Source organism: Pseudochrobactrum sp. B5 (assembly GCF_001939785.1).
In the GTDB taxonomy this organism is placed as follows: Bacteria; Pseudomonadota; Alphaproteobacteria; order Rhizobiales; family Rhizobiaceae; genus Pseudochrobactrum; species Pseudochrobactrum saccharolyticum.
On the sequence record NZ_MOYL01000003.1, the window covers coordinates 1 to 21725 of the forward strand.

Here is a 21725-nt window from a genome sequence, read left to right on the forward strand (position 1 = left end):
CAATCGATTTCTATACGCTCTCACCTCATCAGCCCCATAACCTGAAGGCGGAGGAGGAAAAGCAAGCGATACAATATCGATTGCACGACGAACGGTTCAAAGCCTGCCCCCGAAACTAAATCTCCCAATAAAACATCCCAAGCCATGGCAGAAATGCGCGGGGCTTTTTTGTGTTTAAAACATGCAAGAGGAGGGGAGGCGTGGGTAGTATTTTTAGCTGCTTTGCCTGCCGTTTAACAGTCATGTCTGATCCTGCGGCATTACAGGCAGATAATCCCTCTTGAGCTGTGAAGGTGAGTGGCTTATGCCTGAGTGCAAAGACACATAAGCGGGAATGAAATTTATGCAAGCCGTTGATAAATCAGCAATTGATACCGTGCTGCTGAGCCTCTCCGAACAATATAAAGGACCGGGGGGCGTCGCTGCGGTTCTTAAAGATGGTGAGGTTATAGCGAAGCGGGTTTGGGGTTATTCTGATCTGGAGAAAAGGGTGCCGATGAGTGCGGCGACCATGATGCCGATCTGTTCTGTCAGCAAAGAATTTACCTGCGCAGCCTTGCTGGATATCTTTGGTGAAGCCTCTGTTCTTGATGATGCGCTGGCTAGCTATCTGCCTGACTTTGAAGGTAAACGCCCTGCAATTGCTGATCTATGCAACAATCAGTCCGGCCTGCGGGATTACTGGGCGCTGACTGTAGTTAATGGCGCTGATCCGGAAGGTGTTTTTACGGCAGATAATGCTCGTCAGCTTCTTGGAAAAATCCGAACAACCCATTTTGAAACCGGTACACATTATTCCTATAATAACGGTAATTTCCGTCTGTTGTCTTTTTTGATTGAAGAGAAAACGGGTCGTTCACTGGATGAACTTCTGCGTGAGCGTATTTTCCTGCCTGCGAGTATGAAAACTGCCGGACTTTTCCCTGACACATCTATAACGCCTGGCGATGCAGTCGGTTATGAGGGCAATATTGTCTCCGGATTTACACCTGCTGTGAATAATATTCACTGGAGCGGGGATGCGGGGGTCTGTGCCTCTCTGGATGATATGATTGCGTGGGATCAGTTTATTGATGCAACGCGTGGTGATGAAAACGGTATTTATAACCGTTTGTCCCGTCCGCAATTTTACACGGACGGTAAACCGGCTTGTTACGGCTATGGCCTTAACCATGTCAATTTTGACAATGTTAAAATTACTGGCCATGGCGGTGCGCTGCGCGGCTGGCGTTGTCAGCGGTTCCATGCGGCTGATGCACGTGTGTCTGTTATTGTGATGTTTAATCATCAGGCCAGCGCCTATGGCGCAGCTGAGCAGTTGATGCGTGCTGCTTTGGGCATTCCTAAAGCAAAAACTGAAGCCCTGCCGGTCGATGCAGGTTGGTATGGAAATTATTTTGATCCGGCCACGAAACTGAGCCTTAGCCTTACACCGGCTGTCGGTGGGCAGGTTCATGCGCGGTTTGGTACATCACCTGAAATGATGGATATGCAGGCCGATGGCAGTCTGCAATCTTCGGGAATGGTTTTGCAGCGTAAAGGTGATGAGATTGCTCTTCGTCGCGATGGCGAAAACCTCTCCGCAAAATTACATCGTGTTTCCGGAAACGGGCGGCAAGATATTGCCGGACGCTATCATTGTGCGGAAATGGATGCTGATTTTGTCTGTGAAATTGCAGGAAGCGCTGTCTATGCAGCATTTGAAGGCTTTTTAGGTAAAGGCCCAATGCAGCCACTTTATGCGATTGCCGAAGATATCTGGCTTTTGCCATGTCAGCGCGGAATGGATGCTCCGGCACCGGGTGACTGGACTGTGGTGGCCGAACGCGATGCGTCCGGTGCGATCTCGGGGCTGACAATCGGCTGCTGGCTTGCCCGCGGCATAATCTATAAAAAAGTCTGATATTAAAACCCCGCCGGATCATTCCGGCGGGGTTTTTTACTTGTTAATTCTTGATAATATTATGCGTATCACTTTCGGAGGCAATTTTAAAAAATGCATTGATAAGTGTGCCATTGCTACGCTCTTGCAGGCAGATCAGTGTTTCATCCATCAGCTCTTCACGCGTATTGATCGAAAGCGGATGCAAGCGGCTGTCATTGCTGAATTCGGCTAATGAAACAAAGCCGATACCGGCACCGCCTGCAACAATCTCACGAACGGCCTCGCGTCCTTCTGCCTCAATAGCAGGTTTCAGCACGACATTCTTCTCAAGCGCGAGATCTTCCAGTTTCTGACGTGTTTTCGAGCCTTTTTCACGGAAGACCAGCGGCCATTGCAGCAGTTCTGCGAGATCAATATTAGAAAAACGGCTGAGCGGATGATCTCTGGCGACAAAGGCGATGATCGGCGAAGAGTTCAGCTTATGAATGAGAAAGTCCCGTGCTTTGGGTACTTCGCCCAGCACGCCGATGTCTGCTTCATAGCGATAGAGGCTGGAGATAACTTCCTCACTATTGCCGGTTTGCACGCTGATTTGCACGGAGGGATATTTCTCCCTGAAGGCTCCGAGAATACCAAGAATATGATGTGCTGCATCAGCCATAATACGCAATTTACCCGCACGCAGCACCCGCGATTCTGACAGGAAATCCAGTGCCTGCTGCTCCACTTCGAATAGCCGGTGCGTGATCTCCAGCAGTTTTACACCGGCATCGGTCAGGCTGACTTGTTTCTTATGACGGTTGAACAGCAGAACATCATATTCTTCCTCCAGCTTGCGCACCTGATCGGAAATAGCAGGTTGTGTCAGACATAAAGCTTCCGCCGCGCGGGAAAATCCGCCGGAAATTGCCACATAATGAAACGCCCGTAACTGAACATAGCGCATGGATTTCTCCTGATGCCGAGTGTTTTCTGACTGTAAAACGAACTCTAACACAGAGGAATTCCGGCACAAGTTATATCTGCAAAACTTATAGTTTGATTTGAAATAACGATTTTACAAATAATTACCTTTGCCCGAGGATGAAGCAAATCCGCATTTATGCAAGCTATCCGGAGGGACAGGAAATGCAATCAGCCGGTGAAAAACGACCGCAGTCAGGAGCAGATATGCTTCCGCACTGGAACGCCAATCAGTTTCTGGCACCGGCATTGGGAGAACCCTATTTGTTGACACCGGGGCCATTGACCACCGATTATGCGGTGAAGCAGGCGATGTTGCGGGACTGGGGCTCATGGGACGGTGATTTTCGGGCAATGACAGCCGAAATGCGTGAGCGTTTGCTGCGTGTTGCCGGTGATGACAAGCATGAATTTGATTGTGTGCCGATACAGGGCAGCGGCTCCTTTGCGGTTGAAGCCATGCTCGGGACATTTCTGCCGAAAGACAGCAAAATTCTGGTGCTGATGAACGGTGCCTACGGGCAGCGCATTGTGCAGACACTGAATTATCTGGGGCGTGCGCATAGTAAAATTGACAAGGGAGACTATCTCCCGCCGCGTGCGGATGAGGTTGCGCAGGCGCTGGATGCCGATCCGGCAATCACCCATGTGATTGTGGTGCATTGCGAAACCAGCTCCGGCATTCTCAATCCGGTCGCGGAAATCTCCGAAGTTGTTTATGCCAAGGGGCGCAAGCTGCTTGTCGACAGTATGAGTGCTTTCGGCGCGGTTGATCTGAGTGTGAATAAAATCCGCTATGAAGCCATGGTCTCCTCGGCCAATAAATGCATCGAAGGTGTGCCTGGTTTCGGCTTTGTGATTGCCCGCAAAAGCGTGCTGGAAGCCGCTAAGGGCAACTGCCATTCTCTGAGCCTCGACATATATGAGCAATGGGTAACGATGAATAAAACCGGTCAGTGGCGCTACACGCCGCCGACCCATGTGGTTGCTGCGTTTCTGGTTGCCTTGCGGATGCATGAAGCCGAAGGCGGTGCCGAAGGACGCTTGGCACGCTATACTAATAATCGTGATGTGATGGTGGAGGGGATGCGTCAGCTGGGTTTTGAAACACTGCTGCGTGATCGCTGGCTGTCGCCGATCATCGTAACCTTCTTCAATCCTGCTCATCCGAAATTCGAGTTTTCCCGCTTCTATGATCTGATGAAGGATAAGGGCTTCATCATCTATCCGGGCAAGCTGACCGTTGTCGACAGTTTCCGTGTCGGCTGCATCGGGCGGATGGACGCCAATATCATGCGACAGGTCGTTGCTGCCGCCGCAGACAGCCTGACAGAAATGGGTGTGGACACAGCTGCCCCGCCAGCCGCAGCACTGGATGAACGTGCCAAGCTCGCAGCCTGAGTTTTAAATTTAAAACAGCAGGTTAGCGTAATGCCGCCTGCGGAGGATAATGAAGTGAACAAGATGACCAAGGTAACCGTAACCGTGAACGGCCGTGATTATAACTGGCCGAATGTCCCCGCTATCGCGATCTGCCTTGACGGGTGCGAACCGGCTTATCTGGATGAGGCAATTGCTGCGGGGCTGATGCCGACACTGAAACGCATTAAAGAGACCGGAACGGTACGCACCGCCCATAGTGTTATTCCGAGTTTTACCAATCCGAATAATCTTTCCATCGCCACAGGGCGCCCGCCTGCAGTCCACGGCATTTGCGGTAACTATCTCTATGACCGTGAAACCGGTACGGAAGTGATGATGAATGATGTGCGCTTTCTGCGTGCGCCGACCATTTTCAAAGGCTTCTATGATGCCGGTGCGAAAGTCGCGGTTGTGACTGCTAAAGACAAGCTGCGGGCTTTGCTGGGGGCAGGCCTGCAATTCGGAGATAATCGCGCGATTTGTTTTTCGGCAGAGCGTTCCGATACGACAACGAAAGCGGAAAACGGCATTGATAATGCATCACAATGGCTGGGTATGCCGGTGCCTGAGGTCTATTCCGCAGAGCTTTCAGAATTTGTGTTCGCTGCCGGTGTGAAGCTGCTCAAAACTTTCCGGCCTGATGTGATGTATCTGACCACAACAGACTATGTGCAGCATAAATATGCACCGGGTGTGCCGCAGGCCAATGCGTTTTATGAAATGTTCGACAAATATCTGGCCGAGCTGGATGCTTTAGGTGCGGCCATTGTGGTGACTGCAGATCACGGCATGAAGCCGAAACATAAGGCTGATGGCTCACCGGATGTTGTCTATGTGCAGGATGTGCTCGACGACTGGCTGGGCAAGGATGCCGCGCGGGTTATTCTGCCGATCACTGATCCTTATGTAGTGCACCACGGCGCGCTTGGTTCTTTTGCAACGGCCTATCTGCCGGATGGTACGGATATCAGCGATATTATGAAGCGGCTGGCGGCCATTGAAGGCATTGATGTGGTGCTGAACAATGCTGATGCTGCTGAGCGTTTTGAACTGCCTCAAGACCGTATCGGCGATATTGTTCTGGTGTCATCGGAGAATAAAGCCATCGGCACCAGTGAGCATCGCCATGATCTTGCAGCATTGAATGAGCCTCTGCGCTCGCATGGCGGGCTGACAGAACAGGCCGTGCCTTTCATTGTGAACCGTCAGATGCCGGACCTGCCGGAAGCACCGGTTCTGCGTAATTTTGATGCGTTTTTCTATGCGGTTACAGCTGCGGTAGCTCAGTCGTAAATTGAGGAAAACATTCCCCCGTGCCGGTAAACCGGTCTCTGATTTTAAAATCAGACCGGTTTCCGGTGGGGTGAATTGAAGGGAGAGCCTTTGTGGTGAAGCCGGAAACAATCATTAAAACCAGACATGAGCCTATGCGGATCGCCGGTAAAAAGGTCGATGCGGATGCCGTTTTTGATGTGCATTATCCTTACACAAATGCGGTCATCGGCACGGTTCCGGCAGGGCGAGCTGAACATGCCCGCGAGGCTTTCAGAATTGCCGCAGCCTATAAGCCGAAGCTGACACGCTATGAACGGCAAAAAATCCTGCTGCGCACAGCTGAATTGCTGGTGGCGCGCAAAGAGGAAATGGCTGATCTGATTACTTCGGAACTGGGCATCTCCAAGATGGATTCCTATTACGAAGTCGGCCGTGCCTATGACGTATTTACGCTTGCAGGGCAGATGTGCCTGCATGATGACGGTGAGATATTCTCCTGTGATCTGACACCGCACGGCAAAGCCCGCAAGATTTTCACGTTTCGTGAGCCATTACGTGCGATTTCGGCAATCACGCCATTCAATCATCCGCTGAATATGGTTTCGCATAAAGTGGCACCGGCGATTGCCACCAATAACTGCGTGGTGGTAAAGCCGACCGAACTGACACCAATGACCGCATTGCTGCTGTGCGATATTATGTATGAAGCCGGATTGCCGCCGGAAATGCTGTCGGTGGTAACTGGCCTGCCGAAAGATATCGGCTCGGAAATGATTACCAATCCGGATATTGATCTGATTACCTTTACCGGCGGTGTTCCTGTGGGCAAAATGATTGCCAATACTGCGGGCTATAAACGCACAGTACTGGAACTCGGCGGTAATGATCCGCTGATTATTCTCAATGATCTGAGTGATGATGATCTGGCAAAAGCGGCCGATCTTGCTGTGGCGGGGGCGACGAAAAACTCCGGCCAGCGCTGCACGGCCGTGAAACGTATCCTGTGTCAGGAAAGCGTGGCCGACCGTTTTGTACCAATGGTGCTGGAACGGGCAAAGAAAATACGCTTTGGTGATCCGATGGATCCGAAAACAGAACTCGGTACCGTCGTCCATGAACAGGCTGCCGCACGGTTTGAAAAACTGGTCTATATGGCAGCCGAGCAGGGGGCAAAAATTCTCTATGATCCGGGTCGTCAGGGCGCTTTACTGCCACCGATTGTGGTTGACGAAGTGCCGCACAGCTCGGAGCTGGTGATGCAGGAAACTTTCGGGCCGGTCATTCCGATTATTCGTGCACCGGATGATGATGATGCGCTGATTGCGCTGTCTAACTCGACAGATTTCGGCTTGTCATCCGGTGTCTGCACCAATGATTACCGGCGTATGCAGAAATATATTCGCGGACTCAATGTCGGTACGGTCAATATCTGGGAAGTGCCGGGTTACCGTATCGAGATGTCGCCTTTCGGCGGGATTAAAGATTCCGGCAATGGTTATAAAGAAGGTGTGATTGAAGCGATGAAAAGCTTCACCAATGTCAAAACCTTCTCACTGCCATGGGAGTGAGACGCGGGAGAAGGGCTTAAAACAAGGTTCGCGATACGTAGAATGCAATAAAGTATAACAAGCATGCGTATCGCAACCGCCACATTATCTGAAAACCGTTCGGGGAGGCGGCGAGTATGAAACTGGCAGTGCACACAGAGGGCGAGTCCAACCGCTCCGAGGCAAGGCAGCGATGGCAGGCGCAGCAAAACAGTTCTCACATGGAGGAAGTGCTGCGCCGTGATGCGGATGTTTTTCTGCATCAGAGCCTTTCCAGCCCTTGTCTCACAGCGATTGTTAAGGCGCAGGGCATCTGGATTGAGGATGCGAACGGACGCCGTTTTATGGACTTTCACGGCAATAGCGCCCATCATATCGGTTATGCCCATCCCAGACTGATTGCTGCTGTGAAGCAACAAATGGATGATCTGAGTTTTGCACCACGCCGGTTTACCTGTGAACCGGCAATTGAACTGGCTGAAAAACTGGCAGAAATAGCACCGGGCAACTTGGGAAAAACTCTGTTTACCACCGGCGGCTCAGATGCAATTGAGGTGGCGCTGAAAGTGGCGCGGGCAGCCACAGGACGATTTAAAACCCTGTCTTTCTGGGATGCCTTTCACGGGGCAGGGTTTGGCGCATCATCTGTGGGCGGAGAAGCAACATTCCGTTCGGGTATTGCAGGGCCATTATTGTCCGGTGCCGAACATGTGCCGCCTTTTGCCTGTTATCGTTGTCATTACAAGCATAAAGGGCCTGAAAGCTGCGGTATTGCCTGTGCGGATATTGTGTCTTTTGTGCTGGAGCGTGAGGGTGATATTGCCGCTGTGGTGGCAGAGCCGATGCGTGCCACACCCTATCCGCCGCCGCCCGGTTTCTGGCAAAAAGTGCGTGAGGCTTGTGATCGTCACGGAACTTTGCTGATTTTTGATGAAATTCCGACCGGACTTGGCAAGACGGGCAAGTTTTTTGCGTCCGATCATGATGGTGTGACACCGGATATGATTGTGCTCGGTAAGTCGCTGGGTGGCGGTATGCTGCCGATCGCGGCGGCAATTGTGCGCCGTGATCTGGATGTATGTGGTGATTATGCGATCGGGCATTATACCCATGAGAAAAATCCGGTAACGACGCGCGCCGCGCTCACCACAATTCAGATTATTGAGGAAGAAGGGCTGGTTCAGCGTGCGGCCGAGCTTGGCCAATATGCGATGAACCGTCTTCGGGAATTGCAATTGCGCTCACCGCATGTGGGAGATGTGCGTGGTCGTGGCTTGCTGTTCGGCGTGGAGCTGGTGCGCGACCGGCACAGCCGTGAGCCGGATAATGCACTGGCTGAGGCGGTTTATTATCGCTGTCTGGAGGGCGGCGTCAGTTTTAAGATCAGTCAGGGCAATGTGCTGACGTTGTCGCCGCCACTCATCATTACTCAGCAGGAGCTTGAACAGGCACTGTCCGTTGTCGAAAGAGCGATATTGGAAGGCGCATAGATTTTTCTGTCCGGAGGAAACGCTCTCTAACCTATAAGTTTTGGAGGGCGATGTATAAAATAAATAGATTTTACTTATTGAACTGCGGTTCGCACTATGAGGAGCCATAAGAGGGAACAGCCTGCAAAAGCAGGTATAAAAATAAGCAATCAGCTATCAAACACATAACAAAAAGCTGATATAACAATGGGGAAATATGAAATGAAAAAGCATCGCGCTTTTATTCTGTCCCTTGCTGCCGGTATTGCTTTGGCATCAAGTGCTTATGCACAAACAGAACTGACTGTTTATACTGCTTTTGAAGCTGTTGATCTGCAACGCTTTGCAGAAGCTTTTAATAAAGATCATCCGGATATTAAAGTGAACTGGGTACGTGACTCCACAGGGGTCATGACCGCCAAGCTGCTGGCCGAGAAAAATAATCCGAAGGCAGATATTGTCTGGGGTATTGCGGCCACATCGCTGCTGATCCTTAAAAATGAAGGCATGCTAGAGCCTTATACGCCGAAAGATGTCGACAAGCTGGATCCGCGTTTTGTGGATAAGGATCGTCCGACCAGCTGGATCGGGCTTGATGCCTATGTGGCCGCGGTCTGTTTCAATACGGTTGAAGCAGAGAAACTTGGCCTGAAACCGCCGGCAAGCTGGAAAGACCTGACCAAGCCTGAATATAAAGGTCATGTGGTCATGCCTAATCCGGCATCGTCCGGCACCGGCTTCCTCGATGTTTCGTCATGGTTGCAGATGTTCGGCGAAAAGGGCGGCTGGGACTATATGGATGCCCTGCATGAGAATATCGCCAATTACACGCATTCCGGCTCCAAACCGTGCAAAATGGCCGGTGCGGGTGAAATACCGATCGGTGTTTCCTTTGAGTTTCCGGCCTCTCAGGTAAAGAGTGCCGGTGCGCCGGTGGATATTATCTTCCCTGAGGAAGGCTCCGGCTGGGAGTCCGAGGCCGTGGCGATTATGGCCGGTACAGCGAATATGGATGCCGCCAAAACCCTGATGGACTGGACACTGACACCGAATGCCATGGAAGCGCTCAATAAGAGTTTTGCCGTGGTCGCGTTGCCGGGCATTGCCAAGCCTGTGGAACATATTCCTGCTGATCTCGAAAAGAAGATGATTAAAAATGATCTGGAATGGGCGGCGAATAATCGCAAAGCCATTCTGGAAGAATGGTCGAAACGGTACGATTCAAAATCTGAATCCAAAGGCTGATCGGAACGCTGTCTCATTGAGCGGCAGAATTTCTGTCTTCATATGGTTTCGGACACAGGCCGGTTCCCGTGTTTTCCGAAGCTGCTCTAACAGACACGCATAATGCGACTGCGAACGCGGGCTTTTCCGCGTTCGTTCAGGGAGTGTGACCATGTCAGTCCAGAGGAATGAATTCGTGAAACATGAAATGGCTACAGATGCTGTTCGTATCGGTCAGCAGGCATATAATGCCGGCGATGCGTCAGCAAACAGACAGGAATATCTCAAGGTTGACGGCCTCTGGAAAGCTTTCGGAGAGTTTAATGCGCTGAAAGACATCAATCTGGAAATCAGAGAAGGCGAATTTATCTGTTTTCTCGGGCCTTCCGGTTGCGGCAAGACCACATTGCTGCGTGCCATTGCAGGGCTGGATCTGCAGACAAGGGGGACGGTTCATCAGGCTTCCAAAGATATTTCCTGCCTGCCGCCTGCCCAACGCGATTACGGGATTGTTTTTCAGTCCTATGCTTTGTTTCCCAATCTGACCATTGAAAAGAATATCGCCTTCGGGCTTGAAAATATGAAGAAATCGCGCGCCGAGATTACGCAGCGCGTTGCCGAATTGCTGGAACTGGTGGGACTGGCAGATCAGGCGAAAAAATATCCTTCACAACTTTCCGGCGGACAGCAGCAGCGCATTGCGCTGGCAAGGGCGATTGCGATTTCTCCCGGACTTTTGCTGCTTGACGAGCCGCTTTCTGCGCTTGATGCCAAGGTGCGCGTGCATCTGCGTCACGAGATTAAAGAATTGCAGCGCAAGCTCGGCGTGACAACAATCATGGTCACCCACGATCAGGAAGAAGCGCTTGCTATGGCTGATCGTATCGTGGTGATGAATAAAGGGACAATCGAACAGGTTGGTACGCCGCTTGATGTTTATCGCCAGCCGAGCAGCCTGTTTGTGGCGGATTTTATCGGAGAGACCAATAAATATCCGGTCACAATCGGTGCGGATGGTACCGCATTTTCCGGTGATCTGGTTCTGCAATGCAATGAACATAATCTGCCGGAGGGCAGCGAGGCTGTTGCAGTGATCAGGCCGAATGATGTGATCCCCCATGGCCGCGCTGTGGATGCGAGTTCCTCTGCCGGAAACGGGGAAAATCTGATTGAGGTGCAGATCGAAGCCATGGAATTTCTCGGCTCTTTCTGGCGCACGCATATGCGCAGCACCTATTTGCAAAACCAGCAGCTGATTGCTGACTTTTCCATCAATGCGGAACGACGCCTCGGCCTGACAGAAGGTATGACTATTCTTGTTGAATTGCCGAAAAGCCGTTTGCTGATTTTTGACGGAAAGGGCAGGCGATGAGTGCTGTAAGCGATTATTCTGCTGCGCCGCTCATGCCGGCGGGCAAGGCTATCCGTCAGAAGGTCAGTTCGGACGACTGGATCAAGCGCGGTATGATGCTAATTATCGGCGCTTACCTGCTGATTACACTGGCTGCGCCGCTCTATGTGATGCTGTCCAAATCTTTTGCCAGTTACCAGTTTCAGCTGGAAAATTATGAAGTGCAGGTTGGTGACGGCAAAGGCAACTGGGCTCCTGCTCAGTCTTTAAGTCAGTTGAATGCCGATCTGAAAACCATTTCAGAAGATGAGCTGGCAACCTCCAATAGCGGTCGTTTGTCGCCTGTGGCTTTGTTTCCGGAATTCAGCTTTCGCGGGCCAGAGCATTATCGCATCCGTGGTTTGACGGATAACAGCCGGTTTCTGATCGGCTCTGCTCCCTATCAGGGGCAGGAATGGCAGGAGGTGGATTCCAATAATTTCCGCCGTGTCATGCTGATGCCGCATCAAACGACAGGGCTGGATAATTATCGCACTTATTTTTCATCACCGGCGCTGTTTCAGTCGATCAGGAATTCTCTGGTGATCGCGCTGGTCAGCATGGTGCTCACCGTTTCACTGGCTTTTGGTTTTGCCTATGCGCTCAACCGTTCCAAAATGCGCTTTAAAGGCTTTTTCAAGCTGGTGGCGGTGATGCCAATTCTCGTGCCGTCATTGCTGCCGGGGATTGCACTGATCTATCTGTTCGGTAATCAGGGAATTTTGAAAGAGCTGCTGTTCGGTCTGCCGATTTACGGGCCTTTGGGCATCGTGCTGGGATCGGTGTTCTTTACGTTTCCCCATGCGCTGATGATTATCTCAACGGCTCTGGCTGTGTCGGATGCCCGTCATTATGAGGCGGCAGATTCCCTGCGGGCAAGCAAATGGCGCACATTCTGGACGGTAACTGTACCGGGTGCCCGCTATGGTTTGATTTCAGCAGCCTTTGTGGTGTTCAATCTGGTTATTACAGATTTTGGTCTGCCAAAGGTTATCGGCGGTCAGTATAATGTGCTGGCGGTGGATATTTATAAGCAGGTCATCGGCCAGCAGAATTTTGAAATCGGTGCGGTTGTCTCTGTAATGCTGCTGTTTCCCGCTGTGATTGCTTTTGCCGTCGACAGAGTTATCCAGCGCAAACAGGTTGCCCTGCTATCTGCACGAGCTGTACCGTTTGCTCCGAAAAAGAAACCGCTGTTTGACAATCTGTGCCTGCTTTATTGCGCTCTGATAGCTGTTTTCATCACCGGCCTTTTGCTGGTTTGCCAATTAGCGGCCATCGTAAAATTCTGGCCCTATGATCTGAGCCTCAGCCTGCGCAATTTTGAGTTCGGGCGTATGGATGGCGGTGGCTGGAGCTCCTATTACAATTCTATCCAGCTGGCTTTTCTGACGGCGATTATCGGAACCGTGGTTGTGTTTGTCGGTGCCTATGCGGTTGAGAAGACCGAGGGCTTTGCCAAAGGTCGCGCCTTGTTCCAGTTTTTGGCCATGCTGCCAATGGCTGTGCCGGGGATGGTGCTGGGGCTCGCCTATATCTTTTTCTTCAACAATCCGGCAAATCCGCTGAGCACCATTTACGGAACGATGATTATTCTTGTCATCTGTACCGTGACACATTTTTACACGGTGTCCCATCTGACGGCGCTGACCGCACTGAAACAAATGGATCCGGAATTTGAGTCCGTTTCGGCATCACTCAAACAACCATTCTACAAATTATTTGCGCGGGTGACCGTGCCGGTGTGCCTCCCGGCCATTCTGGATATTTCAATCTACCTGTTCGTCAATGCGATGACGACAGTATCCGCCGTGGTGTTCCTGTATTCCGCCCATACAACTTTGGCTTCCGTCGCCGTACTGAATATGGATGATGCAGGGGATGTGGCACCCGCTGCCGCTATGGGGATGATGATCTTCTATACCAATGTCGCGGCACGACTTGTGCATTATGGCTTGTCGCAAATGCTGCTGCGCAAGACACAGAAATGGCGTGGCACCTGAGAGTGATTAAACGGCACCTTCTGCGGGAGGTGCCGTTTATTTATTGTGGCGCTGCTGCCAGAGTTGTTTTGCTTTGGTGTGACAGCCGCTGAAGTCGGGATCATTGTGCAATGTCATCAGGCCGAGCGCCGCTGTTGCTGTGACAACGGTTTCAAGACGCGGGTCAATGGCAGTCCCTGCCCAGATAGCCTGCCAATATTCAAAAGAATCCATGCCGATACGGGGCAGGGCTTCCGGCTCATGCAGTGCTTTTATAATAATATCAGAGCTTTCCGTACCACTGAGACTTAAAAGTGTTGCCACACGGAAAGGATAAAACTCCGCTACATCGCGATTGCCGCTGAGAACAGTTAGTTGTCGCTGGCTGTTTCCATAAACAGCAGTGCTATGCACTTCCGGAAGTTCCTGCAACAGCTTTGCCGTATCTCTGTGCAGTTCCCTATAGGCCGGTCGGGATACACCCAGCAGGCTGGCATGCGCTTGCAACGGATTGAGAAGATGCACACAATCGCCCACCGGAGAGCGCGCGGCAAATAGCGGATAGAGCGCCATCATCGATGCAAGAGCAGGCGCAAAACCTGTTAATGGCATATAGACAATGTGGCTGTTCTTCAGTGTTTGGCGGGCATCGGCAAGGTTTTGTGCAACAGGAATGCCAAGCGCATGCGCTGCCTGTTCAATCTTACCGCTATTTACACCGCTGCCATTGCTGCCATGCAGCGCGATTTTATATCCGGTCTGAGCGAGCAGTTTGGCGGCCTGTAAAAACCATGGTGCACGCGGGGAGTTGGGGGAGAGATAGGCAGGCCAGTCCAGATCCGCCTGCGGACTGAACGTATCATCCAGCTGATAATATTGGCTTGCAGCCCTGACCATACCTGCCAGTTCCTGAGCGGCTGTTCCGCGATAATGGATCAGGCTGAAAAATGCGCTGGCCTGCATCGGATCAACCTGTTGCTGCAGGATCAGGGAAAAGGCTTCCTCTGCCTCCTCAATCGTCAGCGGACGGCTGTTTCCGGCACCACGGCCGAGTATGCCTAAAAACCGAGAAAACCGTAAAACAGGATCATGACTGCTGCTCAGATCAGCGAGCTGATTGGCCAGTTGTTTGGGGCTGGGTTGCCCGCCGATCAGCGGTGTTCTGAGAGATAAAGGCGGAACGGCGAGCAAAGCCTGTTGCTGCCAGCCGGTTTCCGCCGGTGTCTGCGTTGCCGGTATATCGGGGCTAAGCAGGTTTTCAGCCTCATCCGCAAGAGCACGCAGGCGCAGGCGCAGCATTTCCGCGCGCGGAGAGGGGATCATCCGGCGGCCGGAACGCACTAAAATGGGATCGTTGAAGGCTTCCCGAATCTGATTGAGCAGGCGACTCATCGCCGGAGCGCTGAGATTCATGCGCTTGGCAGCCTGTTGCACGCTGCCCTCCACAAGCAATGTATCCAAAGCTATCAACAGCCTTAACTGCCCTAAGCGGGACGCGGGCAAGGCGCTGTTTGTGCTGTCTTTGGCTGACTTCTTGTCATCAGGCACAGTCTTTTCACGCATTTAACTGTTCCTTCCGGCTTTGGTGCAGAGCAAAGCTTTTTTCAGGCGGTGCGGTATCTTCATTGTGCGGAATGCAAAAAGCTGATGTTGGAATAAGTCTGAAACATGGCGATTGACCTGTTACCTTGCCACACATAAGGGGAGTAAATAACTCATATTTGTGGCAGAGGGCAATTGAAATGACAGATAACGGACATTCAAGAGCGGAAATTCAGACAGTTTCCGGATCTGAAATGTTAAAACAGGTCAAAATGCGTCGTCTCGCAGCTCTTGCATGCGGCACAATTCTGGCCGGAACAATGCTGTCTTTCGCCCTTCCGGCTCAGGCACAGGCTGTTAAAAAGAAGCCGGTTGCGGCTGAAGCGCAGGCCGAACCGGTTGCGGATCAGTCCGCTGAGCAGGCTGCAGCGCCGGCAGGTACTGTGCGTCTGGATCAGATCGTTGTCACAGCTACCGGCTTTGAGCAGAATGTTAAAGACGCACCGGCCAGCATTACTGTTGTGCCACGCGAAGAGCTGGAAAAAGGTGCCTTCCGCAACCTGACCGATGCGCTTAACAGCGTGCAGGGTGTCAGCGTGACGGGTATCGCCAATGAGCAGGATATTTATATCCGCGGTTTGCCGGGTGCCTATACGCTTATTCTGGTTGACGGTAAGCGCCAGAGCACCCGTGATGCCCGTACCAATGGTAATGCCGGTTTTGAACAGAGTTTTGTTCCGCCTGCATCGGCCATCGAGCGGATTGAAGTGGTGCGCGGCCCGATGTCTTCGCTCTATGGTTCGGATGCCATGGGCGGCGTTATCAATATTATTACCCGTAAAGTTGACGATGCATGGCATGGTGAGCTGACCCTTGACGGTACCGTGCAGACCAAATCACGCTACGGCAACAGCGGACAGGCTTCCTTCTATGTCAGCGGACCACTGGTGCCTGACGTGGTTGGTGTTCAGGCCTGGGGACGGGGTCTGAAGCGCAGTGAGGATAAATTCCTCAATGGTACGCAGGAACAGCGCGACGGTGATCTGGGCGGAAAGCTGACAATTACGCCGAATGAAGATCATGACATTTTCATTGAAGGCGGTGTCACCCGCGTGCGTCGTGAAGGCAATGTCGGTGATACAATCGCTTTGACCGGAACAGATACTTATAATTACAATGACCGCAGACATTGGTCGATCAGCCATACCGGCCGCTGGGGCCCGACAACGTCTGATTTCTCGTTCTCGCAGGAATGGGCAGAACGCACCAATTTCAACTGGGATAAAGCCCGTGGTTCCTATGTGGAAAATCTGCGTTCACCGGAAATCCGTAACTCTGTTCTCGACGGCAAATTCACCACACCGTTTGAATTTTACGGCGATCATACGCTGGTCACCGGCGGTCAGTTTATTGATGCACAGCTGACAGACCAGAATCCGGGACGCCGTACCGGTCTTGATGAGACATTCAGCATTCGCCAATGGGCGGTCTTTGCTGAAGATGAGTGGTGGATTACACCGGACTTCTCGCTGACCGGCGGTCTGCGTATGGATGATCATGAAATCTACGGTTCCCATCTCAGCCCGCGTGCTTATGCCGTGTGGCATGCAACGGAGCAGCTGACGCTGAAAGGTGGTATTTCCACGGGCTTTAAAGCACCGGAAATCCGCACAATCGCACCGGGCTATGCTTATACAACCGGCGGCGGCGGCTGTTTCTATGGTCCTGAAGCGAGCCTGCCATCCGGCAAAAACCCTTGCGGTGTGATTATTGGTGATGAAAGTCTGAAGGCAGAAAAGAGCACAAGCTATGAACTGGGCGCCCTGTGGGACAATCAGGACGGTTTGCAGCTTGGGGCGACATATTTCTACACGGATTTCAAAGACAAAATCTCCAACAAGCAGATGCTTGATGCGAATGGCAAGCCGATCCGCTGGAGCGAAAATACAAATTACGTTCTGTGGAGCAGCTTCAATATCGATAATGCTGTGATGCAGGGTGTGGAACTGACTGCAAACTGGGAAGCCACATCTGACATCCGTTTGCGCGCCAGCTATACCTATACGCATTCCCGTCAGAAGGGCGGGGACTATGATGGTCTGCCGCTGACACGTACGCCGGAACATATGGGTAATATCCGCGCGGACTGGATCACACCGGTTGAAGGCTTGTCTGCATGGACAGCTGCCAATTACCATGGCTCGGAAACCAATGCCGGTGCCCGTATCGGCAGCAACGGCAAGCCGGTTTACAAAAACGGCAAGGTCATTGCCCGCAAATATGATGCCTATATGACTTTCGATATCGGTACGAGCTATGAGTTCAGCGAGAATGTTACATTCAATGCGGCACTCTACAATCTGTTCGACAAGCGTATTGAAGAGAGTGATTTCAATGCTTCGGTTGACGGACGTCGTCTCTGGGTCAGCATGACCTCGAAGTTCTGATTGTTCAGCCGTTGAAAAATGAAAAGCCCTTGTGTTCTGCACAAGGGCTTTTTTGTCAGATAAATGCTAGTTCACCAGACGCGGTTGACCGGCGCATTGACGGGCAGCGCTCTTTTTGTGTTGTGCGGTATCCAGCGCGGAAACCAGATGGCGGATGAGCAATTATTATTGCTTGATCTGACCGGTGGCGGTTGTTTTCTGCGATTGGTATTTTCCGAGGGCGGATGCATGACCGTAATCTCCGAAAAACAGGACTGCCGCATTCTCTGCAATTTCAATGAACAGCGCATGACTGTTGTGCAACGCATTTGTGATAAGTCCGGCACTCGTTCGCATCATTTGCATGGCCGGATTGAAATGTCGTTATCAGACTATTGCGCGAAAATGCATGTGACATGGCGAACTGCAAAATAAACGTGCATTTTGCGCAATTTTAAAAAGAAACCCTGATATTTTTGATAGTTTTCTTGCTTTTAATCGGATAGACCATTGCGATCAGAATGCGCCGGATTCCGGCTTTCGGTGTCGGTGGTGCATAATTCAGGTCAGTCCTTTTCTTTTTAAACGGCTGTTCTGCGTCGATATTTCAGCAGGTCTGCGGGATCGGATTTTACCCTCGTAAACTTGCGCAAACAGGATAAAAAAATGAGTGTTTCCGGTGCCCCCCGGAGTGCTGTTGCCGGTAAAAACGGTCAGGCAGCTCCGGCCTTGAATTCGCCCGCGCGTGTGCTGTTTGCCAGCCTCGTGGGAACAACAATCGAATTTTTCGATTTTTATGTTTATGCAACGGCTGCCGTTCTGGTGTTTCCGGCTGTGTTCTTTCCGGCCAGCGATCCGACTTCGGCCATGTTGCAATCTTTTGCTACATTCTCGATTGCTTTCTTTGCCCGTCCGTTTGGTGCCATGGTTTTCGGTCACTTCGGTGATAAAATCGGCCGCAAGGCAACATTGGTTGCCGCGCTGATGACCATGGGTCTTTCGACCGTTATCATCGGCTTGCTGCCAACCTATGCACAAATCGGTGTGGTTGCGCCGCTGTTGCTGGCACTGTGCCGTTTCGGTCAGGGACTTGGCCTTGGCGGTGAATGGGGCGGCGCGGTGTTGCTGGCAACCGAAAACGCGCCGGAAGGCAAGCGTTCATGGTATGCAATGTTCCCGCAGCTTGGTGCGCCGATCGGCTTCATCCTCTCTGCTGGTACATTCATTATTCTCGGTGCCACACTGAGCAATGAGCAATTCATGAGCTGGGGCTGGCGTATTCCGTTTGTCGGCTCAATCCTGCTGGTTGCTGTTGGTCTTTATGTTCGTATCAAGATCACCGAAACACCAGAATTCCAGAAGGCAATGGACAAGCAGGAGCGCGTTCAGGTGCCGCTGGCGGCAGTCTTCAAGCATCACAAGCGCGCGCTGGTTCTCGGTACTTTCTCGGCGCTGGCAACCTTTGTGCTGTTCTATCTGATGACCGTGTTCATGCTGTCATGGGCAACGCGTCCGGTTGAACAGGCAGGCATGGGCTATTCCCGTGAGCAATTCCTGTTCATTCAGATGGTTGGCGTTGTGTTCTTTGGTCTGTTGATTCCGGTTTCCGGTCTGTTGTCTGACCGTTTCGGACGCCGCTTCATCATGATCCTCACCACAGTCGGTATTGGTGTGTTCGGCCTGTTCATGGCACCACTGCTGGGTGCCGGTGTTGTCGGCGCTGTGATGTGCTCGATCATTGGTTTCGCGCTGATGGGCATGACCTATGGTCCGATCGGTGCGGCGCTGGCTTCGCCGTTCCCGACTGCCGTTCGTTATACCGGTGCTTCCATGACCTTTAACATGGCCAGTATTTTCGGTGCTTCACTGGCGCCATATATTGCGACATGGCTGGCTACAACCTACAGCCTTAGCTATGTTGGTCTGTATTTGCTGGCTGCGGCGGCAATTACTTTGCTGGCCATTCTCGGTCATAAAGACAAAGAGTTTTCTTCCTGATTGTTTCATGAAGATGATTTGCAAAAGGAGCCGCTTGCGGCTCCTTTTTTGTTGGTTTGCATAAGTAAAATTTCTGAAACTGGTAAGCTCGGAGATTTGCTCTATGTATATGTATGAGAATAAGACAGGAGAGATGATCTATGGTGCAGGTGACCCCGCAGGATATTCTGGATTTCTGGTTTTCTGATGCAACGGAAGCGCATTGGTTTGTTCGTTCTGATGATCTTGACCATCAAATCAAACAGCGTTTCAGCGCGGTATATGAGCAGGCCGTGGAAGGTGATCTTGCGCATTGGAAGAATGATGCCAAAAGCGCTTTGGCTCTGACCATTATTTTCGACCAGTTTCCGCGCAATATGTTCCGCGGTGATCCTAAGGCTTTTGCGAGTGATCCGCTTGCCTGTGCACTGTCAAAATATGCGCTGGAGCATGATTATGACATGGCTGTGGATGAGAAGGCACGGCAGTTTTTCTATCTGCCGCTGATGCATAGCGAAGTGATTGAAGATCAGGAGCAATGCGTGAAGCTTTATAAAGCGCTCGGCAATGATTTTGCTCTCGGCTTTGCCAAAGAGCATCGTGATATTGTCGAGGAATTCGGCCGGTTTCCGCATCGCAATGCCGTACTCGGCCGCAAAAATACGCCGGAAGAAACCGAATTCCTGAAAACCCATACAGGCTTTTAAACTATTCAGGCGGCGGAACGGGCAGCCATACGTTTCTCGTGCTCGAGCAGCCAGCGTTTGCGCCATAGACCGCCGCCATATCCCGTGAGTGATCCGTCCGAGCCGATGGTGCGGTGACACGGGATAATAATTGACAGCTGATTTGCACCATTGGCATTGGCCACGGCACGTATGGCATCAGGACGTCCGGTCAGTTCTGCCAGCTCGGCATAGGAGCGGGTTTCACCCAGCGGAATTTCCTGCAATGCATCCCAGACCGAGCGGGTAAAGGCCGGAGCATAGAGCGCCAGCGGCGTTTTAAAACCGGTAAAACCACCGGTGAAATAGAGCTTCAGCTCTGCTTCAATCTGATCGATTGGTGCAAGACGGCCAAAGCTAATGGATGATTTGGTGTAGAGGCGCAGTTTTTTCAGCTCATTGGGCAGGCCTTTACGCTCAAAAAACTCCAGCAAATGCAGATGATGCTGGTCGGCAACGGCGAGCATGGAGCCGATCGGTGTTTCCAGCCAGTCTGCTTTCAGCAGGTTGCGCCCTTTCAGCTGGGCAGGCGTATCACCGATCAGCTGCGTAATGGCTTCACGAAAACCGCTGCCGGAATCATAACCGGCCTCAAGCTGGGCATCGATCACGGAATGACCGGCAGCAATGCTTTCAAGCCCGCGTGCTTTCCGGCGCAGTCGTGCCATATCCAGAAAAGTCATACCCAGATGGCGTTTGAAAGCACGGCGCACTGTGGAAGGATCAAGTTGCATGGCAATCAGATCATCTTCGCACCAGAAATGATCCGGTCGGGCATCCAGACAATCAAGCAATTTGGCGACGACCGGTTCCTTGCCACGATAAAAATCCAGCGGACGACAGCGCTGGCACGGCCGGAAACCTGCTTCCATACAAGCGGCCGGATGATCGAAAAAGCGGCTGTTCTCGAATTTCGGTTTACGTGCCGGACAAGACAGACGGCAGAAGATGCCGGTGCTGGTCACACCGACAAAAACATGGCCGTCATAGGACTGGTCACGATCAAGAAGCGCCTGATAAAGAGTGTGCGGGTCGGGTAAAGAAAATAGCATAAACAGACTTTATCATGATTTGCTTCCGGTACCGCCGGAAATCGGGCGTCTATTTTTCTGTTTCATCAGATTACTGGCAGATGCGATAGGTACAGGATTTACCATGACAGCCCATATCAAGATGCAGATTGGTTTCATGGGCGCTGTCGGCTTCCGGCCCTAAAACTGTCATGAACAGCGTGCAGCTTGCCTTATGTAACTCACGCCAGAATTTCTTTTGTTTTTCACTGCCGTTCCAGTCTGTGGCAAGTGTGGTCTTTTCGCCATTGGCGAGTGTGAAAGACATGATATCCAGAGCATTGCCGAATGCATGTTCGGATACACGCCCTGCTGAGCCGTTATTCACCTTACGGCATTGATAATGCGAACCGGTGCCGATGGTTTTGATATCACTGCCGAGATGAGTTTTGGCCAGATTGTTAGCCTGCTGCACCCATTCAGTGAGAGCGACAGTCATCGTGCAATTGGTTGTAACCGGCTGATCCAGATCTATCGGGACAGGTTTGGTGAAGGCCGTGATTTCCAGCGGGCTTCTGATCTGGCATTGCCCTTCATTGACAGGCGGGATGACTTTACCGGTCACTTCATTTTGCACTAATGGCAGGCAGGCCGCCTGATAAACCCGCTCGGTTTTCGGTGTCTCCGGTTTTGATATATCCGGTTTTGGGGAAGCGGGCGGTTCTTTTAGTTCCGGTTTTGGGGCAGGGGTAATGGTTTTACTCTCTTCCACAGCGGGTTTTTGTGCAGGTATCGGAACAGTTTTCGCTGTGGCCGGTATTGTCATCAAAGTGCCGCTACTCAGCACTGCAAGCAAACAGAGGGGCAGAAAATATCGCATCAAAAGCC

Annotated in this window: 16 protein-coding genes; 12 read left to right on the top strand and 4 right to left on the bottom strand. The window is 51.7% G+C overall.

Translation table 11 applies throughout. The features are described 5' to 3' along the window. The first annotated feature begins 343 nt into the window (after positions 1–343). Entirely contained in the window at positions 344–1903 is a 1560-nt protein-coding gene (locus BKD14_RS10430) for a D-aminopeptidase (RefSeq protein WP_075656342.1), read from the top strand. 43 nt (positions 1904–1946) lie between these two features. Here the strand turns inward: BKD14_RS10430 and BKD14_RS10435 are convergent, their stop codons facing one another. Further along, positions 1947–2831 carry a LysR substrate-binding domain-containing protein gene (locus BKD14_RS10435; RefSeq protein WP_075655878.1) on the bottom strand — a complete coding sequence of 295 codons (885 nt, stop codon included), beginning with the start codon at positions 2829–2831 and terminating at the stop codon, positions 1947–1949. A 224-nt stretch (positions 2832–3055) separates the two neighbouring features. Here BKD14_RS10435 and BKD14_RS10440 point away from each other — a divergent pair, with 224 nt between their 5' ends. From BKD14_RS10440 to BKD14_RS10470, 7 genes are all read left to right on the top strand, one after another. Continuing rightward, positions 3056–4249 carry a 2-aminoethylphosphonate--pyruvate transaminase gene (locus BKD14_RS10440; RefSeq protein ID WP_075656344.1) on the top strand — a complete coding sequence of 398 codons (1194 nt, stop codon included), beginning with the start codon at positions 3056–3058 and terminating at the stop codon, positions 4247–4249. A 54-nt stretch (positions 4250–4303) separates the two neighbouring features. Continuing rightward, complete coding sequence (phnA, locus tag BKD14_RS10445) at positions 4304–5563, top strand: phosphonoacetate hydrolase (protein WP_075656346.1); 1260 nt, start codon at positions 4304–4306, stop codon at positions 5561–5563. Between the two features lie 92 nt (positions 5564–5655). Then, complete coding sequence (gene phnY, locus BKD14_RS10450; protein ID WP_075655880.1) at positions 5656–7113, top strand: phosphonoacetaldehyde dehydrogenase; 1458 nt, start codon at positions 5656–5658, stop codon at positions 7111–7113. 116 nt (positions 7114–7229) lie between these two features. Then, positions 7230–8582 carry an aspartate aminotransferase family protein gene (locus BKD14_RS10455; protein ID WP_075655882.1) on the top strand — a complete coding sequence of 451 codons (1353 nt, stop codon included), beginning with the start codon at positions 7230–7232 and terminating at the stop codon, positions 8580–8582. Between the two features lie 201 nt (positions 8583–8783). Next, positions 8784–9806 carry a putative 2-aminoethylphosphonate ABC transporter substrate-binding protein gene (locus BKD14_RS10460; RefSeq protein ID WP_022711017.1) on the top strand — a complete coding sequence of 341 codons (1023 nt, stop codon included), beginning with the start codon at positions 8784–8786 and terminating at the stop codon, positions 9804–9806. Between the two features lie 187 nt (positions 9807–9993). Further along, positions 9994–11157: a putative 2-aminoethylphosphonate ABC transporter ATP-binding protein gene (locus tag BKD14_RS10465; RefSeq protein WP_075656348.1), complete on the top strand. Its 1164-nt coding sequence runs from the start codon at positions 9994–9996 to the stop codon at positions 11155–11157. Then, entirely contained in the window at positions 11154–13178 is a 2025-nt protein-coding gene (locus BKD14_RS10470) for a putative 2-aminoethylphosphonate ABC transporter permease subunit (RefSeq protein ID WP_075655884.1), read from the top strand. Before BKD14_RS10465 ends, BKD14_RS10470 begins: the two co-directional genes overlap by 4 nt. Before the next feature lie 36 nt (positions 13179–13214). Here the strand turns inward: BKD14_RS10470 and BKD14_RS10475 are convergent, their stop codons facing one another. After that, positions 13215–14720 (bottom strand): glycosyl transferase family protein, encoded by a 1506-nt coding sequence (locus tag BKD14_RS10475; protein ID WP_075655886.1) that lies wholly within the window; start codon positions 14718–14720, stop codon positions 13215–13217. Between the two features lie 233 nt (positions 14721–14953). On the opposite strand from BKD14_RS10475, the gene BKD14_RS10480 reads away from it, so the two are divergent. The 4 genes from BKD14_RS10480 to BKD14_RS10490 all read left to right on the top strand — a co-directional run bounded on the left by BKD14_RS10480 (position 14954) and on the right by BKD14_RS10490 (position 19809). Continuing rightward, positions 14954–17146 carry a TonB-dependent receptor gene (locus tag BKD14_RS10480; protein ID WP_075655888.1) on the top strand — a complete coding sequence of 731 codons (2193 nt, stop codon included), beginning with the start codon at positions 14954–14956 and terminating at the stop codon, positions 17144–17146. Positions 17147–17209: 63 nt separating this feature from the next. Continuing rightward, positions 17210–17560 carry a hypothetical protein gene (locus tag BKD14_RS19105; RefSeq protein ID WP_139316396.1) on the top strand — a complete coding sequence of 117 codons (351 nt, stop codon included), beginning with the start codon at positions 17210–17212 and terminating at the stop codon, positions 17558–17560. Positions 17561–17791: 231 nt separating this feature from the next. Next, positions 17792–19123: an MFS transporter gene (locus tag BKD14_RS10485; protein WP_075655890.1), complete on the top strand. Its 1332-nt coding sequence runs from the start codon at positions 17792–17794 to the stop codon at positions 19121–19123. 143 nt (positions 19124–19266) lie between these two features. Continuing rightward, positions 19267–19809, top strand: coding sequence for a DUF924 family protein (locus BKD14_RS10490; RefSeq protein WP_075656350.1), 543 nt, complete (start codon positions 19267–19269; stop codon positions 19807–19809). Positions 19810–19814: 5 nt separating this feature from the next. Here the strand turns inward: BKD14_RS10490 and BKD14_RS10495 are convergent, their stop codons facing one another. Further along, entirely contained in the window at positions 19815–20879 is a 1065-nt protein-coding gene (locus tag BKD14_RS10495) for a trifunctional transcriptional activator/DNA repair protein Ada/methylated-DNA--[protein]-cysteine S-methyltransferase (RefSeq protein ID WP_075655892.1), read from the bottom strand. 70 nt (positions 20880–20949) lie between these two features. Beyond that, positions 20950–21663, bottom strand: a complete 714-nt coding sequence (locus BKD14_RS10500; RefSeq protein WP_075655894.1) for an extensin family protein — start codon at positions 21661–21663, stop codon at positions 20950–20952. Positions 21664–21725 lie beyond the last annotated feature (62 nt).